Origin of the sequence: Luteimonas padinae (assembly GCF_014652935.1) — a bacterium.
Lineage (GTDB): Bacteria > Pseudomonadota > Gammaproteobacteria > Xanthomonadales > Xanthomonadaceae > Luteimonas > Luteimonas padinae.
Genome location: NZ_BMZT01000013.1, coordinates 1 through 14,223, shown reverse-complemented (window position 1 = coordinate 14,223; position 14,223 = coordinate 1). Strand labels below are relative to the sequence as shown.

General features: G+C 72.3%; 13 protein-coding genes. 3 read left to right on the top strand and 10 right to left on the bottom strand.

Annotated elements, in window-relative coordinates:
• The first annotated feature begins 153 nt into the window (after positions 1-153).
• Both hrpB and IE168_RS13450 read left to right on the top strand, forming a co-directional pair.
• Positions 154-2,685, top strand: coding sequence for an ATP-dependent helicase HrpB (hrpB, locus tag IE168_RS13455; protein WP_189499109.1), 2,532 nt, complete (start codon positions 154-156; stop codon positions 2,683-2,685).
• A gap of 115 nt (positions 2,686-2,800) precedes the next feature.
• Positions 2,801-3,247, top strand: a complete 447-nt coding sequence (locus IE168_RS13450; protein ID WP_189499107.1) for a hypothetical protein — start codon at positions 2,801-2,803, stop codon at positions 3,245-3,247.
• Between the two features lie 51 nt (positions 3,248-3,298).
• Here the strand turns inward: IE168_RS13450 and IE168_RS13445 are convergent, their stop codons facing one another.
• The 10 genes from IE168_RS13445 to IE168_RS13400 all read right to left on the bottom strand — a co-directional run bounded on the left by IE168_RS13445 (position 3,299) and on the right by IE168_RS13400 (position 12,043).
• A complete protein-coding gene (locus IE168_RS13445; RefSeq protein WP_189499105.1) occupies positions 3,299-4,399 on the bottom strand; it encodes a hybrid sensor histidine kinase/response regulator in 1,101 nt (366 codons plus the stop codon).
• 124 nt (positions 4,400-4,523) lie between these two features.
• On the bottom strand, positions 4,524-5,081 hold the full coding sequence (locus IE168_RS13440) for a pseudouridine synthase (protein WP_189499103.1): 558 nt from the start codon (positions 5,079-5,081) through the stop codon (positions 4,524-4,526).
• Entirely contained in the window at positions 5,081-5,950 is an 870-nt protein-coding gene (locus IE168_RS13435) for a class I SAM-dependent methyltransferase (RefSeq protein WP_229823587.1), read from the bottom strand. The genes IE168_RS13440 and IE168_RS13435 overlap by 1 nt, the downstream gene beginning before the upstream one ends.
• 420 nt (positions 5,951-6,370) lie before the next feature.
• Entirely contained in the window at positions 6,371-6,628 is a 258-nt protein-coding gene (locus tag IE168_RS13430; RefSeq protein ID WP_189499101.1) for an isocitrate dehydrogenase kinase/phosphatase-domain containing protein, read from the bottom strand.
• A gap of 192 nt (positions 6,629-6,820) precedes the next feature.
• Positions 6,821-6,997, bottom strand: coding sequence for a hypothetical protein (locus IE168_RS13425; protein ID WP_189499099.1), 177 nt, complete (start codon positions 6,995-6,997; stop codon positions 6,821-6,823).
• Positions 6,998-7,218: 221 nt separating this feature from the next.
• Positions 7,219-8,547: an isocitrate dehydrogenase (NADP(+)) gene (gene icd / locus IE168_RS13420; RefSeq protein ID WP_189499097.1), complete on the bottom strand. Its 1,329-nt coding sequence runs from the start codon at positions 8,545-8,547 to the stop codon at positions 7,219-7,221.
• Between the two features lie 167 nt (positions 8,548-8,714).
• The gene (locus IE168_RS13415) at positions 8,715-9,218 is read right to left on the bottom strand and encodes a hypothetical protein (protein ID WP_189499096.1); all 504 of its coding nucleotides are present in this window, start codon (positions 9,216-9,218) and stop codon (positions 8,715-8,717) included.
• Entirely contained in the window at positions 9,215-9,586 is a 372-nt protein-coding gene (locus IE168_RS13410; RefSeq protein ID WP_229823590.1) for a LysM peptidoglycan-binding domain-containing protein, read from the bottom strand. Before IE168_RS13410 ends, IE168_RS13415 begins: the two co-directional genes overlap by 4 nt.
• A gap of 111 nt (positions 9,587-9,697) precedes the next feature.
• Positions 9,698-10,528, bottom strand: coding sequence for an NADPH-dependent 7-cyano-7-deazaguanine reductase QueF (gene queF / locus IE168_RS13405; protein ID WP_189499092.1), 831 nt, complete (start codon positions 10,526-10,528; stop codon positions 9,698-9,700).
• 192 nt (positions 10,529-10,720) lie between these two features.
• Positions 10,721-12,043, bottom strand: a complete 1,323-nt coding sequence (locus IE168_RS13400) for an amidohydrolase (protein ID WP_189499187.1) — start codon at positions 12,041-12,043, stop codon at positions 10,721-10,723.
• Between the two features lie 143 nt (positions 12,044-12,186).
• Between IE168_RS13400 and IE168_RS13395 the strand changes: the two genes are divergently transcribed.
• Positions 12,187-14,139 (top strand): choice-of-anchor X domain-containing protein, encoded by a 1,953-nt coding sequence (locus IE168_RS13395; protein ID WP_189499090.1) that lies wholly within the window; start codon positions 12,187-12,189, stop codon positions 14,137-14,139.
• The last annotated feature ends 84 nt before the right edge of the window (positions 14,140-14,223 follow it).

Sequence of the window (14,223 nt, the reverse complement as noted above, 5' to 3'; positions counted from 1 at the left end):
ATTCGCCTTCCGCGCACATCCTTGTGCGCTGCCCATGCCCCCTGCGCAGCGGCGCGCTTCGGCGACGTGACGTGCTCCGGCTTCGGCGGTGGGGGCGAGCCCGACGCGCTGTCGCGCGCTGCTTTACGGGCCGGAGGTCCTTATCCTTTGCGGGTGAGCGAGCCGACGTTTCCCATTGATGGACTGCTGCCGGAGATCCGGGCCTCGCTCGCGGCGCATCCGCGGCTGGTGCTGGAGGCGCCGCCGGGGGCGGGCAAGACCACGCGCGTGCCGCTGGCGCTGCTGGACGCGCCGTGGCTCGAAGGGCGGCGGATCGTGATGCTGGAGCCGCGGCGGGTGGCGGCGCGGGCGGCGGCGGGGTTCATGGCGGCGTCGCTGGGCGAGGAGGTCGGGCAGACGGTCGGCTACCGGATCCGCTTCGAGCGCCGGGTGTCGGCGGCGACGCGGGTCGAGGTGGTCACCGAGGGCATCCTCACGCGCATGCTGCAGGACGATCCGATGCTCGAGGGCGTGGGGGCGCTGCTGTTCGACGAGTTCCACGAGCGCCATCTCGCGGCGGACCTGGGGCTGGCGCTGGCGCTGGACGTGCAGGCGGGGCTGCGCGAGGACCTGCGGATCGTGGTGATGTCGGCGACGCTGGATGGCGAGCGCCTGGCGGCGTTTCTTGAGGCCCCGCGGCTGTCGAGCGCGGGGCGGAGCTTTCCGGTCGAGGTGGCGCATTTCCCGGCTCGCCGCGACGAGGCGGTCGAGCACCAGGCGCGACGGGCGGTCGGGCATGCGCTGGCGTCGCATCCGGGCGACGTGCTGGTGTTCCTGCCCGGGCGTCGCGAGATCGAGCGCCTGTCCCGGGTGCTGGAGGATGCCGGGAGCGATGTCGCCGCAACCGGGACCGCGATGCCCGGCGTCGAGGTGCTGGCGCTGCACGGCGACCTGCCGGTGGAGCAGCAGGCGCGCGTGCTGCAGCCGGCGGCCGATGGCCGGCGGCGGGTGGTGCTGGCGACCAACGTGGCGGAGTCCAGCGTGACCCTGCCCGGCGTGCGCGTGGTCGTCGACAGCGGGCTGGCGCGCGAGCCGCGGCATGACCCCAACAGTGGCTTCAGCCGGCTCGACGTGGTGCGGATCGCGCAGGCGTCGGCCGACCAGCGCGCGGGGCGTGCGGGGCGCGTGGCCCCGGGCCGGGCCTGGCGGCTGTGGCCGGAGTCGCAGCGCCTGGAGCCGCAGCGGCGGCCGGAGATCGCGCAGGTCGAGCTGGCGGGCCTGGCGCTGGAGCTGGCGGTCTGGGGCAGCGAGGCGCTGCGCTTCGTGGATCCGCCGCCGCCAGGGGCGATGGCCGCGGCGCGCGACCTGCTGCGCGGGCTCGGCGCACTCGATGCCGCCGGGACGATCACGCCGCAGGGCCGAAGGATGCTCGTGCTCGGCACGCACCCGCGGCTGGCCGCGATGCTGCTGGCCGCGCGCGACCCGGTGTCGCGCGCGCTGGCCTGCGACCTGGCCGCGCTGCTCGAGGCGCGCGATCCGCTGCGTTCGCGCAGCGATGCGCTGGCCGCGCGCTGGCGCGCGCTCGCGGGATTCCGCGAGCGGCGCGTGCCCGCCGACGCCAGCCGCGCCGCGCTCGCCGCCATCGATGCCGCCGCCCGCCAGTGGCGCCGCCGCCTGCGCGTGGAGACGCCGCCGCCCGGCGAGCTCCCGGCACACGCGCTCGGCGACCTTCTGGCGCACGCCTTTCCGGACCGCATCGCCGCGCGCCACGCCTCCGACCTGCGCCGCTACCAGCTGGCGAACGGCCGCATGGCGCGACTGACCGACGACAGCGGGCTGGTGGGCGAGCCCTGGCTGGTGGCCACCGAGCTGCGCTTCGAGGCGCGCGGCGACGCCCTGCTGCTGCGCGCGGCGCCGGTGGACGAGGCGGTGCTGCGGCGCGACTTCGGCGAGCACTTCAGCGAACGCGACGAGACCCGCTGGGACGCTGGGCGCCGCGCCCTGGTCGCCGAGCGCGTGCGCCGCTTCGCCGGCATCGTGCTCGACAGCCGGCCCGCCGGGCGGCCCGATCCCGCCGCTGCCGCGCAGGCCCTGGCTGACGCGGTGCGCGACCTTGGCCTGGATGTGCTGCCCTGGAGCGACGGCCTGCGCCAGTGGCGCGCGCGCGTTGCCAGCCTGCGCGCCTGGCGGCCCGACCTCGGCCTGCCCGACGTCGGTGACGCGGCCCTGCTCGACAGCCTGGACGACTGGCTGCGTCCGGCCTTCGCCGGCAAGACGCGCCTGGATGCGCTCGGCGCCGAGGAGCTCTCGAACGCGCTGCGCTCGCGCCTCGACTGGCCGCTGCAACAGGCGCTCGACGCGCTGGCGCCGGTGCGCATCACCGTGCCCTCGGGCCAGGCGCGCGTCATCGACTACGGCATCGGCGACGACGGCGCGCCGCGCCCGCCGGTGCTGGCGGCGAAGCTGCAGGAGCTGTTCGGCCTGGCCGACACGCCGCGCGTCGCCGACGGCCGCGTGCCGCTGCTGCTGCACCTGCTGTCGCCCGCGGGTCGCCCGCTGCAGGTCACCACCGACCTGCGCGGCTTCTGGGACCGCACATGGCCGGAAGTACGCCGGGAAATGAAGGGACGCTACCCGAAGCATCCCTGGCCCGAGGATCCCTGGAACGCCGTTGCCACCCATCGCGCACGCCCGCGCGGCAGCTGAACGGACGCGCGTCGGATCACGCCGGCACCACGGCGGGCGGCCGACACTGCCAGCCTCCGATCCTCCCGATCAACCGCGCCGGCGCCAGCCGTCGCACCGCCACCAGGAGTCATGCATGCGCAAGCGCACCCTCATCCGCGATGTCCGCAACGCCATTCCCGACCGGGCGCTGGACCTTGCCAGCCGCCTCGGCGACGGCCTCCGCAACGGCGCCGATGGTGCCGGCAAGTGGTTGCAGGATGCGCCCGGCAGCGCCGGCCACTGGCTGCAAGGCGCCCAGGCCGGTGCCGGCAAGTGGCTGCAGGCCGGGGTGGCCATGGGCGCGGCGCGCACCGGCGCGCGTGCGGTCGGCACCGTGGCCCGTCGCCATCCGGTGGCGCTGGCCGCAGCCGCGGTCGGCGTCGGTGCCGCGCTGTACGCGGTCGCCCGCCATCGCCGCAAGCTGGCCGAGCGTGAAGCCATCGAAGGCCGCTCCAGCCGCATCCGCGAGGCGCTCGACCGCCCCGAGCCGGATCCGCACGCGACCGACATCGGCGAGCGGCCGACCCGCGGCGAGGACTGAGCCCCCGGCCCGGTCGGCGGACCACTCCGGCAGGCGCGGCGCGCCGCGACCTCAGGCCGTCGGCGCCTCCGGAAGCTCCACCACGAAGCAGGCCCCGCCGCCCTCGCGGTCCTCATACCAGAGCTGGCCGCCGGCGTCGCTGACGATCTGCCGGGCCAGTGACAGCCCCAGGCCGCTGGACGTGCCGGCGCGCGCCGGATCGACCTCGGTCAGGCGGGAGAACGGCGTGAACAGCTCGCGCTGGCGGTCGCGCGGCACGCCGGGGCCGCGGTCGGCCACGCGCAGCTGCCGGAACCCCGGCGCTCCGGGATTGCAGAGGATGTCGACGTCGCTGGAGGGCGCGTACTTCATGGCGTTGCCGACCAGGTTGCCGGCTACCTGTCGCAGCACCAGCTCGTCAATCGCCACGACGCCTTCGATCGGCCGGCACACGCGCAGCCGGCTGCCGCTGTCCTCGAACTGCAGCTCGTAGCGGCCCACGATCCACTCCACCACGCTGGCCAGCTCGACGCGCGCGTCGCGGGCACTGCGCGCATCGCGCGCGCGCGCCTGGGTTTCCAGGTAGCGGCTGATGTAGCCCAGCCCTTCCTCGGCGCTGTCGCGGATCATCTGCAGGTAGCGCGGCACGCGTTCGGGCCGCAGCGTGCCGGCGACCATGATGTCGCTGGCGAAGACCACGCTGGTCAGCGGATTCTTCAGGTCGTGCGCGACCAGGTTCACCAGTTCCTGGCGTTCGCGCGCGACCTGTTCCAGCCGGTCACGCGCGAGCTTGAGGCCGATGTGCGCGTTCACCCGCGCCACCAGCTCATCCGGGATGAAGGGCTTCACCACGTAGTCGACCGCGCCGGCCTCGAAGGCGCGCAGCAGCAGGCCGCGGTCCTGGGCGGCAGTGAGGAAGACCACCGGCACCCGCGGCAGCAGCGCGCGCAGGCGGATTTCCTCCATGACCCCGAAGCCGTCCATGCCCGGCATCATCATGTCGAGCAGCATCAGGTCGGGCGCCTGGTCCTCGGCGATCGCGAGCGCCGCCTCTCCGTCTCCGGCAACGGCGACCTCGTAGCCCTGCCGTTCGAGCAGGGCGCTCACCACGCGCAGGTTGGCGGCCTGGTCGTCGACGACGAGCACCCGGCCACGGTTCTGGTTCGCTTTCATGGCCCCTTTCCGCGGTCCGCTCGACACCGGTCGTGCGGGGACTGAAAACGTTATCAGAAAGTGAGGGGGGCCAGCGCCGGTGCCTTGCGCATGGCGTGCGGCAGCGGTGCGCCGGCTGAACTGTTCAGGAGAACGGACGCGTGGCCGGAAGCTCGCGCCACTGGCCCGGTGCGAGTCCGTCCAGTCCGGCACCGCCGATGTGCGTGCGCACCAGGCGCAGGGTCGGCAGGCCGACGGCGGCGGTCATCCGCCGCACCTGGCGGTTGCGGCCTTCGCTGATCGCAAGCTCCAGCCAGGCGTTGGGCACGGTCTTGCGCACCCGCACCGGCGGGTCGCGCGGCCACAGCGGCGGCGGCGCGTCGAGCAGGCGCGCCTGCGCCGGACGGGTCGGGCCATCGCGCAGCTCGACGCCGTCGCGCAGCCGCTGCAGCTGCTCTGCGGACGGCGCGCCTTCCACCTGCACCAGATAGGTCTTGGCCAGCTTGTGGCGCGGGTCGGTGATGCGGTGGACCAGGGCGCCGTCATCGGTGAGCAGCAGCAGGCCCTCGCTGTCGTGGTCGAGCCTTCCGGCGGGATACACGCCCGCCGGCAGGCCGAAGCCCGCCAGCGTCGGTCGCGGGGGCTGGCTACTGTCGGTGAACTGGCAGAGCACGCCGTGGGGCTTGTTGAATGCGACCAGCACTAGGGCTTGATGAAGCGCAGCGTCATCCGGTCGCTCTCGCCGATGGCCTGGTACATCTGGCGGTCCTCGGCGTCGTGGTTGTTGCCGGGAGGCAGGGTCCAGACGCCGTTGGGATGGTTGCGGGTGTCGCGCGGGTTGGCGTTGATCTCGCTCGCCTCGTCGAGCCGGAAGCCGGCCGCGGTCGCGAGTGCGATCACCTGGTTCTGGCCGACGTAGCCCGAGCCGTCGTCATCGGCCACGTCGCCGGCGGCGCGGTGCTCGACCACGCCGAGCACGCCGCCCGGCTTCAGCACCTCGAAGAAGCCCTTGAACATGGCCCCGGCCACGCCGTCGGAGCGCCAGTTGTGCACGTTGCGGAAGGTCAGCACGGCATCGGCCGAACCGGCGGGGCCGAACACCGGGGTTTTCGGGTCGTAAAGCACCACGCGGGCATCGGAGAACTGGGCCGGTTTCGCGGCGAACAGCGCGTCCAGGCCGTCCTTCGAGCGCGCGGCGTAATCGCGCGCCCGGCCTTCCGGCCGCGCCTGCGGGTCGACCACCGCGGCCACGTAGCCGGTGCGCAGCCACGGCGCCAGGATCTCGGCGTACCAGCCGCCGCCGGGCGTGATCTCGACCACGGTCTGCCCGGTCTCGATGCCGAAAAAGGCCAGCGTCTCGCGCGGATGGCGGTACTGGTCGCGGGCCACGTTCTCCGGCGAGCGCCACGCGCCGCCGAGCGCCTGGTCGAGCAGCGGATCGGGTGCGCGCATCGACATGCCCGCGGCCTGTGCCGGCGCAGGCGCCGCAGCCGCCCCGGTGTCGGTCGCGGGCGTGGCGGCGCAGGCCGCGAGGAAGAACGGAATCAACAGGGGCGAAAGCCGTGCGGCCATGGTCGCGTCTCCGTGAAGCGGTGAGGTCCGCAAGCCTAACCGCTAAACCGGCGCGTTCGGGAGAAGCATTTGCCACGGATGAACGCGGATGGGCGCGGATCTACGCGGATAGAGCTGGGAAGGCAGGAAAGCGGAAAGGGCAGGAAAAGCGGAAAAGATCCTTGCCACGGATTTGCGCGGATTACGCGGATCTGGCCGAGGCCAGCGTGGGCATCGGGCCCTGCACGGGCTTTTTGTTCTGGACTTGCTTCTGGCGAGCTGCGCCGGATTGGCCCTGGGCCACAGTTCTCCTCGGTGAGATCCGCGTGATCCGCGTAAATCCGTGGCTGAAAATCTTCTTCTCTGCCTTTGCTCTATCCGCGAAAATCCGCGCCCATCCGCGTTCATCCGTGGCAAGAATAGGATCCCCACCCGCAGCGATCACACCCGCGCCGAAGCGGGATACGGAGGAACATCGAGGTAGCCGCCGGCGCGCAGCTTCGCCTGCACGCCGCGCCACCACGCGGCGTCGAAGATGCCGGGATGGGCGTCGAGCAGGGCCTGGCGCAGGGGCGGCGAGAGGCCGAGGAAGCGCGGGAACAGGGCAGGGAAGACGTCGTCGGGGCGGGCGTAGAGCCAGTCTTCCAGCGGGCGGGTCCCGTCTTCCTCGCGGGCTTCGGGCAGGTCGCGGAAGTTCACTTCCGTCGCCGCGCCCGTCGCGTCAGGTCGCCGAAGCGGGCGTCATAGTCTTCGAACGCATCCAGCACCAGCGCGGCGGCGCGGGGAACCAGCGGGTCGTTCGGCGAAGGGCTCATGGCCGCAGTGTCGCCCGGACGATGGCCTGCCGGCGTGCGCCGGGGTGTCGTTGGCGCGCGAACGGGCCGCCGGGCCTCAGGCCGGCGGATCCTTGCGGCGGGTGCGTGACACCGCGGTCACGATGCCGATGCCCAGCAGCACGATCGCACCCATCGCGATCCACTGCGTGGCCAGCCCGGCCATCGAGGCGCCCCAGGCGAGGCCGCCGATGATGATGACCATGCCGATCAGGTAGAGGGCGAAGGACGACATGCGCGGCTCCGTGATTCCAGGGGTCGCGCATCGTATTCATCCCCCCGGTGTGCGCCGGATGAAGGCACGGCGGCAGCGGAGCGCACTCGCCGCCCGGGCTCGCCTGGACGATGGGGTGGCGGGGAAACCAGGCTCCGGAAACGACAATGCCCGCGACGGAAGTCGCGGGCATTGCGGGTTTTACCAGCGGATACGGCGGTTGCCCGCATCCGCCCTGCGGGTCAGAGGTGCTTGATGATCTCGTCCGCGAACTCGCTGCACTTCACCTCGGTCGCGCCGTCCATCAGGCGGGCGAAGTCGTAGGTGACGCGCTTGGAGCCGATCGCGCCGTCCATCGCCTTGATGATGGCGTCGGCGGCCTCGGTCCAGCCCATGTAGCGCAGCATCATCTCGCCCGACAGGATCACCGAGCCCGGGTTCACCTTGTCCTGGCCGGCGTACTTCGGCGCCGTGCCGTGGGTGGCCTCGAACACCGCGTGTCCGGTGACGTAGTTGATGTTGGCGCCCGGCGCGATGCCGATGCCGCCGACCTGCGCGGCCAGGGCGTCGGACAGGTAGTCGCCGTTGAGGTTCAGCGTGGCCGAGACGTCGTACTCGCGCGGGCGCAGCAGGATCTGCTGCAGGAAGGCGTCGGCGATCGCGTCCTTGATGACGATGCCCGCGCCCGGCTTGCCCTCGGGGATGATGTGCCAGGGGCCACCGTCGAGCTCGACCGCGCCGAACTGCTCGCGCGCGACCTTGTAGCCGAAGTCGCGGAACGCGCCCTCGGTGAACTTCATGATGTTGCCCTTGTGCACCAGGGTCACCGACTTGCGGCCGTTGGCGATCGCGTACTCGATGGCCGACTTCACCAGCCGCTCGGTGCCCTGCCAGCTGACCGGCTTGATGCCGATGCCGACGTTGACCGTGGCGTCGGTGGCCGCCAGGCCGACCGCGGACAGCTGCTCGTTCCAGCCAGCGGCCTTGTCGGCGGTGCCGAAGCGGATCTTGTCGAAGCCCTTCGGGAACTCCTTCTGCAGGAAGTCGAGCACCTTCTGCGCATCGGCCGAACCCGGCTCGAACTCGATGCCGGCGTAGATGTCCTCGGTGTTCTCGCGGAAGATCACCATGTCGACGTCGCCTGGCTTCTTCACCGGCGAGGGCACGCCCTCGAACCAGCGCACCGGGCGCAGGCAGACGTAGAGGTCGAGCATCTGGCGCAGCGCGACGTTGAGCGAGCGGATGCCGCCCCCGACCGGCGTGGTCAGCGGGCCCTTGATGCTGACGAGGTACTCGCGGCAGGCCTCGACGGTGGACTCCGGCAGCCACTCGCCGGTCTGGTTGAAGGCCTTCTCGCCGGCCAGCACTTCCATCCATTCCAGCTTGCGCTTGCCGCCATAGGCCTTCTCGACCGCGGCGTCGAGCACGCGCACGCTGGCGCGCCAGATGTCGGGACCGGTGCCGTCGCCCTCGATGAAGGGGATGACCGGGCGGTCGGGGACGTTGAGCCCCTGCGCGGTCTTGGTGATCGGGCTCGCGCCTGCGGGCACGGTCGGGGTGAAGTCTGCCATCGGGTTCCTCCGTGGGGTGCCGCGGCGCCGGGGCGGGCGCCGCGGATGTGGACCGTCATTGTCGCGCTTCGCGACGATGCGGGCAAAGGCGCGGGGGCGCGCGGGGGTGGCGACCAAAAAAAAGACGCGGCCCCTTGGGACCGCGCCTTGATGCACCGCGCTGCGCCTCAGCGCACTTCGAAATCGCGGGTCTGCACCACCTCGCCGTCGTACAGAATCTCGACGCGGTAGTTGCCGGTGGGCCAGCCGTCGGGCTTGCTGACCTTGAACGCGGTGGCGCCGGTGCCGGTGAAGTCGAAGTCCTGGCTGGTCTCGTCGACCGCCTGGTTGCCCTCGTAGGTCCAGCGCGCGGTCAGCTGGCCGCGCTGCGGCGAGGCCGGATCGGACGACGTCGTCGCCACCGAGGCATAGATGGTGTCGTTCGGCGCGAAGGTCGTGGCCGGCGTGGTCACGCGGTTGTCGGCGCCGATGGCATTGCCGAGATCGACCGAGGTCACGCTGACCACCGGGGCCGCGGGTTCCTGCGGCGGAGCGGGCGCGGGTGCCGGGGCCGGGGTGGCCACCGGAGGCGGCGGCGCGGGCTCGTCTTTCTTGCAGCCGGCCAGTGCCAGCGTGGCCAGCAGCGCCGCGGCCAGCGCGGCGGGGGCGGCATTGATGGGGCGTCGGGTCATAGCGGGTCTCCGTGGGGGCTGGTCGTGGTGCCGCCGTCCTCGCGGGCCGCGGCGGGAATCCTGAGCACCTGGCCGGGCTGGATCCGGTCGGGATCGTCCAGCTGGTCGCGGTTGGCCTCGAAGATGCGCGACCACTGGCTGGCCTTGCCGTAATGCGCCTGGGCGATGTGCGAGAGCGTGTCGCCCTTCTGCACGGTGTACTGGCGTTCGCCCACCGCTTCTTCGGTCGAGGTGACCGAGGACTGCACGTTGCCGAAGTCGGGCTTCGCCGCCTTGGCCTCGGTACTGGTGACGCCGGACTGGACGCTGGAGAAGTCGGGCTTGCCGCCCGGCCGGTCCGGATTGGCCGGCGTGGTGCCCGGCTTCAGCGACAGCGAGCCGGGGTCGTTGGGGTTCTGGGGTCTGCTCATGGGGCCTCCTGTGCCGCGCGAAGCGCTGTCAGGTATACACCGGGCCCGTTAAGGAAACATCGAAGCCGGCTACTGCCTCGGATCGCGCGCCGCGGGTGGCGGCGCCAGGCCCGGCGTGGCCCGCCACGGGTTGATGTCGAGCCCGCCGCGGCGGGTGTAGCGCGCCTCGAGCGAGAGCGCCTGCGGCCGGCAGCGCGCCATCAGGTCGACGAAGACCTGCTCGACGCACTGCTCGTGGAAGCCGGCGTGCTCGCGGAACGAGACCAGGTAACGCAGCAGCCCGGCACGGTCGATGCGCGGGCCGCGGACGGCGATACGGATGCTCGCCCAGTCCGGCTGGCCGGTGACCGGGCAGTTCGACTTCAGCAGCGCCGAATGCAGGACCTCGTCCACCACTTCGTCGTCGCTCGCCGACAGCAGCGCGGGGTTGGGCGCGTCGTACTCGTCGCATTCCACGTCGAGGTCGTCGAGCGATACCGGTACCGGTGCACCCGGCATGGCGCCGTCGCCGGCATCGACGGGCGGCAGGCCGAATTCCACCGCCACCGGAGCGCCCGCGGCCGCCGACAGGTCCGCGACTATCCGCGCGCGGACCTCGTCGCGGCCGTCGAAGCGCGACCCGTTGAGCGAGTTGAGGTAGAGCTTCAGCGACTTCGACTCGACCAGGTTCGGCGAACCCGCCGGCACCAGGAACGTCGCCGTCTCCACCACCGGCCGGCCGCGGCCGTCGAGCCAGGACAGCTCGTAGGCATGCCAGCGGTCGTGGCCGGCGAAGGGCAGGGCACCGTCGCCGAGCCCGAGCGCCGCACGGCCCTGCGCGCGCGGGATCGGGAACAGCAGCGACGGATCGTAGGCACGCGGGTAGGCGACCTCGCGGCCGAGCGGGAGTTCACTGGTCATGCCGGCATTATCGCGCGCCGTGCGGCCGGGTGCCGGGAAACGCCTTGCCACGGATGACGCGGATCAACGCGGATTTACACGGATAGAGCAGGTCAATCGAAAGGCGCCGGCTGGTGCCTCGGACCATGCCTTCTTCTTTTGCTTGATCCGTGCAAATCCGCGTCATCCGCGTAAATCCGTGGCAAAAGCTCTTCAGGACGCCCCAGTGTCTCCGTGAAGGTAGTCCAGCGAGAGCTGCAGCATCGCGCGCAGGCCCAGGTCCAGCGCGGTTTCGTCGAGGAAGAACTCGGGCGAGTGGTTGCTCGGCGCCGTCGTGGGGTCCTGCCCGGCGGGCGTGGCGCCGACGAAGAAGAACACCGCGGGGACCTGCTGCGCGTAGTACGAGAAATCCTCGGCGCCCATGTTCAGCGGCATGTCGACCAGGTGGCCGGCGCCGGCCACGGCTTCCAGGCTCGGGCGCATGCGCGCGGTCAGCGCCGGGTCGTTGGCGGTGACCGGGGTGCCTTCGATGTCGGGCACCTTCGCCACCACGGTGGCGCCGTGCGCGGCGGCGACCTTCTCCGCCACGTTGGCCAGGTCGGCGAACACCGCCTTGCGCATGTCCTCGTCGAACGTGCGGATGGTGCCGATCATCTCCACGCGGTCGGGAATGATGTTGAAGCGCACGCCGCCGCGGATCGCGCCGAAGCTCAGCACCACCGGCTGCCGCGAGATGTCCTGGCGGCGGCTGACCACGGTCTGCGCGGTGCCGATGATGTCGGCCGCGGCCACGATTGGGTCGACGCCGCCCCATGGCCGCGAGCCGTGCGTCTGCCGGCCCTGCACCACGATGTTGAAGCGGTCCGACGCCGCCATGGTCGGACCGCTGCGCACGCCGAGCTGGCCGGCGTTGAGGGTCGAGAACACGTGCAGGCCGAACACGGCGTCCGGCTTGAAGTCCTGGAAGATGCCCTGCGCCAGCATCACCTCCGCGCCGCCCTCCTCGCCGTCCGGCGGACCTTCCTCGGCCGGCTGGAACACGAACAACACCTCGCCGGGCAGCTCGTCGCGCATCGCCACCAGGGCCTCGGCCACGCCCATCAGGATGCTGGTGTGGGCGTCGTGGCCGCAGGCGTGCATCACGCCCACGGTTTCGCCGTTGAAGGTCGCGGTGGCCTTCGACGCGAAGGGAAGGCCGGTGGCCTCGGTCACCGGCAGCGCGTCCATGTCGGCGCGCAGCGCGATGCGCGGGCCGGGCCTGCCGCCCTTGAGCACCGCGGTGACGCCGGTGGTGGCGATGCCGGTCTTCGGCTCGAGGCCGAGCGCGCGCAGGTGGTCGGCGACGAGTTTCGCGGTGCGCGTCTCGCGGTTGCCGAGCTCGGGGTGCTGGTGGATGTCGCGGCGCCAGTCGACCACCCTGGCCTGCAGGCGCTGCGCGGCCTCGGCGACTTCGGCGCGCTGCGCCTCCTGCGCGAGGGCGGAAGGGGCGGACAGCGCCAGTGCCAGGGCGCAGGACAGCGACAGGAGCTTGGGCATGGTGTTCCCCGGATGGTCGATGGAGCCGACATCGTGCACCAGGTCGGCACGCGGCGGCAGCGCGCCGCCGCCCGCCTTCACGGGACTGGTCTATAAGGGAGCGCGGCGGATGGGGATCCGCCCACCAATGGGAGAGAACCGGTATGCGCAAGCGGACGGGAACGGTCGTGCGCACGATGCTGTGTGCGTCGATGCTGATCGCGATGGGAACGGGAGCGGCGACCGGCGCCGGGAGGGCGCCGCTGCAGCCGAAGCAGCTGGCCGGCCCGGCCACGGAGTTCGAGGCCATGCGTGCGCCGGATCCGGCGCACGCCGCGATCCTGTCGCGCAGCGCGCTGCTGCCGGTGGTGTTCGACGCCTCCGGCCAGGCCACGCTGCGCGTGCCGGTGCACCACGGCCGGCTCGACGCGATGCTGCTGTCCGGCGGCGCCGACTGGTCGCCGCGGCTGGTGTCGCCGGCCGGCGTGGAGCTGGCGCAGGCGACGCTCGCCCGCGGCGCGCGCGCGTCGCGACTGGGCGGTGAGCATGACGGCCAGGCCGGCACAGTGGTCCGCCTCGACGGCCTGGTCCGCGGCGACTGGACCCTGCACCTGCAGGCGCGGTCGGGCGAGGGTGCGCGCGGCTACCTGCTGCTCAAGGGCGACGACCGCCTCGAGCTCGCATCGCACCAGGTGCATCGCCGGCAGTTGGTCGGCGAGCGGATGGACATCGTCGCGATGCTGGCCGCCGACGACGGCACGCGTGTCGCGCTGGGCCGCGACGCCGGGCACGTGCGTTCGGCGCAGCTGCGGATCGTTGCGCCCGACGGCACGGCCACGCTGCGCCCGATGCACGACGACGGCCGCCACGGCGATGGCGGTGCCGGTGACGGCCGCCTGGCCGGCGGCTTCGTGCCCGACGCCACCGGCACCTGGATCGCGCAGGTCATCGTCCACGGCCATGACCGCCTCGGCACGCCCTTCGTGCGCACCGCCGAGCACGCGCTGCCGGTGATCGAAGCGGGACCGCGGCTGGCGGCGGGCACGGCTTCTGCGGCGTACTCGTCGCCTGGGCGGCTGTCGGTGCGGCTGCCGCTCGCGAACGCCGGCAAGGGCGCGCACTACCGCGTGCTCGCCGAGGTCTGGGGCCGCGACGGCAAGGGCGGCGAGGTGCCGGTGGCCTGGATCGGCGGCATGGCCGAGGCCGGCGACGGCGGACTGTCGCTGGGCCTGGACGAGCGCTGGATCGCGCGCGCGGGCGCGTTGGCGCCATTCGAACTGCGCGCGCTCAGGATCGAGGACCCCGACCACTTCATCCCGCTGGCGACGGCCACGCGCCTGCCGCTGTCGACGCCGCGCCTGCGCCTCCCGCGCACCGCCCCGGCCAGGCAGGCCGCGATCGACGAGCTGATGACGATGGGACCGCGTCCCGCCGCAGCCGACGCGCGTGCCGCCGCCACCGGGCGCAAGCTGGTGCTGGTGCACGGCTACTGCTCGGGCGGCGTTTGGCCGCAGGCGCAGTTCGCCAACTCCGCCACCTTCCTCGACGCCAACCAGAACCGCAGCCACGACCAGTTCGCGCAGCGCATCAAGAGCTTCGGCGCGCAGTGGAACTCGTTCGGCACCGTCGCCCACAGCCAGGGTGGCGCGGCCTCGCTGCACCTGTATGCCTACTACTGGAGCGGTCTCGACAACGCCAGCGGTTCGCGCCTGATGCAGTCGGTGGGCACGCCCTACCAGGGCACCAACCTCTCCGGCATCATCGCCACGGTGGGCAACTGGTTCGGCGTGGCCTGCGGCTCGAACAGCAACATGACCTACAGCGGCGCCTCGGCCTGGCTGGCGGGCATCCCGACCTCGGCGCGGTCGAAGGTGAACTACTACACCACCGCGTTCCGCACCACGAACTGGTACACCAACGACTACTGCAACGCCGCCAGCGACCTGGTGCTGGGCGATCCCGAAGACGGCACGGTGGAGCGCGCGTATGCCCAGCTTCCGGGCGCGACCAACCGCGGGCACACCGCCGGCCAGTGCCACACCGCGGGCATGCGCGATCCGGCGCAGTACCGCGACAGCAGCCGCAACGCGACGATGAGCAGCAACGCCGCGCGCTGAGGTAGCCGCTTGTGTCTTTGCTTTGTTCTAGCGTGTAGGCGAGAGCGGAGTGCGGGACGCCGACCAGCCGGGGTGCCGCGAAGC

What these genes read in the sequence shown, in the direction of transcription:
- IE168_RS13450 (WP_189499107.1), top strand. Translation starts at nt 2,801, where the DNA reads ATGCGCAAGCGCACCCTCATCCGCGATGTCCGCAACGCCATTCCCGAC.
- IE168_RS13445 (WP_189499105.1), bottom strand. Translation starts at nt 4,399, where the DNA reads ATGAAAGCGAACCAGAACCGTGGCCGGGTGCTCGTCGTCGACGACCAG.
- IE168_RS13435 (WP_229823587.1), bottom strand. Translation starts at nt 5,950, where the DNA reads ATGGCCGCACGGCTTTCGCCCCTGTTGATTCCGTTCTTCCTCGCGGCC.
- IE168_RS13425 (WP_189499099.1), bottom strand. Translation starts at nt 6,997, where the DNA reads ATGTCGTCCTTCGCCCTCTACCTGATCGGCATGGTCATCATCATCGGC.
- icd (WP_189499097.1), bottom strand. Translation starts at nt 8,547, where the DNA reads ATGGCAGACTTCACCCCGACCGTGCCCGCAGGCGCGAGCCCGATCACC.
- IE168_RS13415 (WP_189499096.1), bottom strand. Translation starts at nt 9,218, where the DNA reads ATGACCCGACGCCCCATCAATGCCGCCCCCGCCGCGCTGGCCGCGGCG.
- queF (WP_189499092.1), bottom strand. Translation starts at nt 10,528, where the DNA reads ATGACCAGTGAACTCCCGCTCGGCCGCGAGGTCGCCTACCCGCGTGCC.
- IE168_RS13400 (WP_189499187.1), bottom strand. Translation starts at nt 12,043, where the DNA reads ATGCCCAAGCTCCTGTCGCTGTCCTGCGCCCTGGCACTGGCGCTGTCC.
- IE168_RS13395 (WP_189499090.1), top strand. Translation starts at nt 12,187, where the DNA reads ATGCGCAAGCGGACGGGAACGGTCGTGCGCACGATGCTGTGTGCGTCG.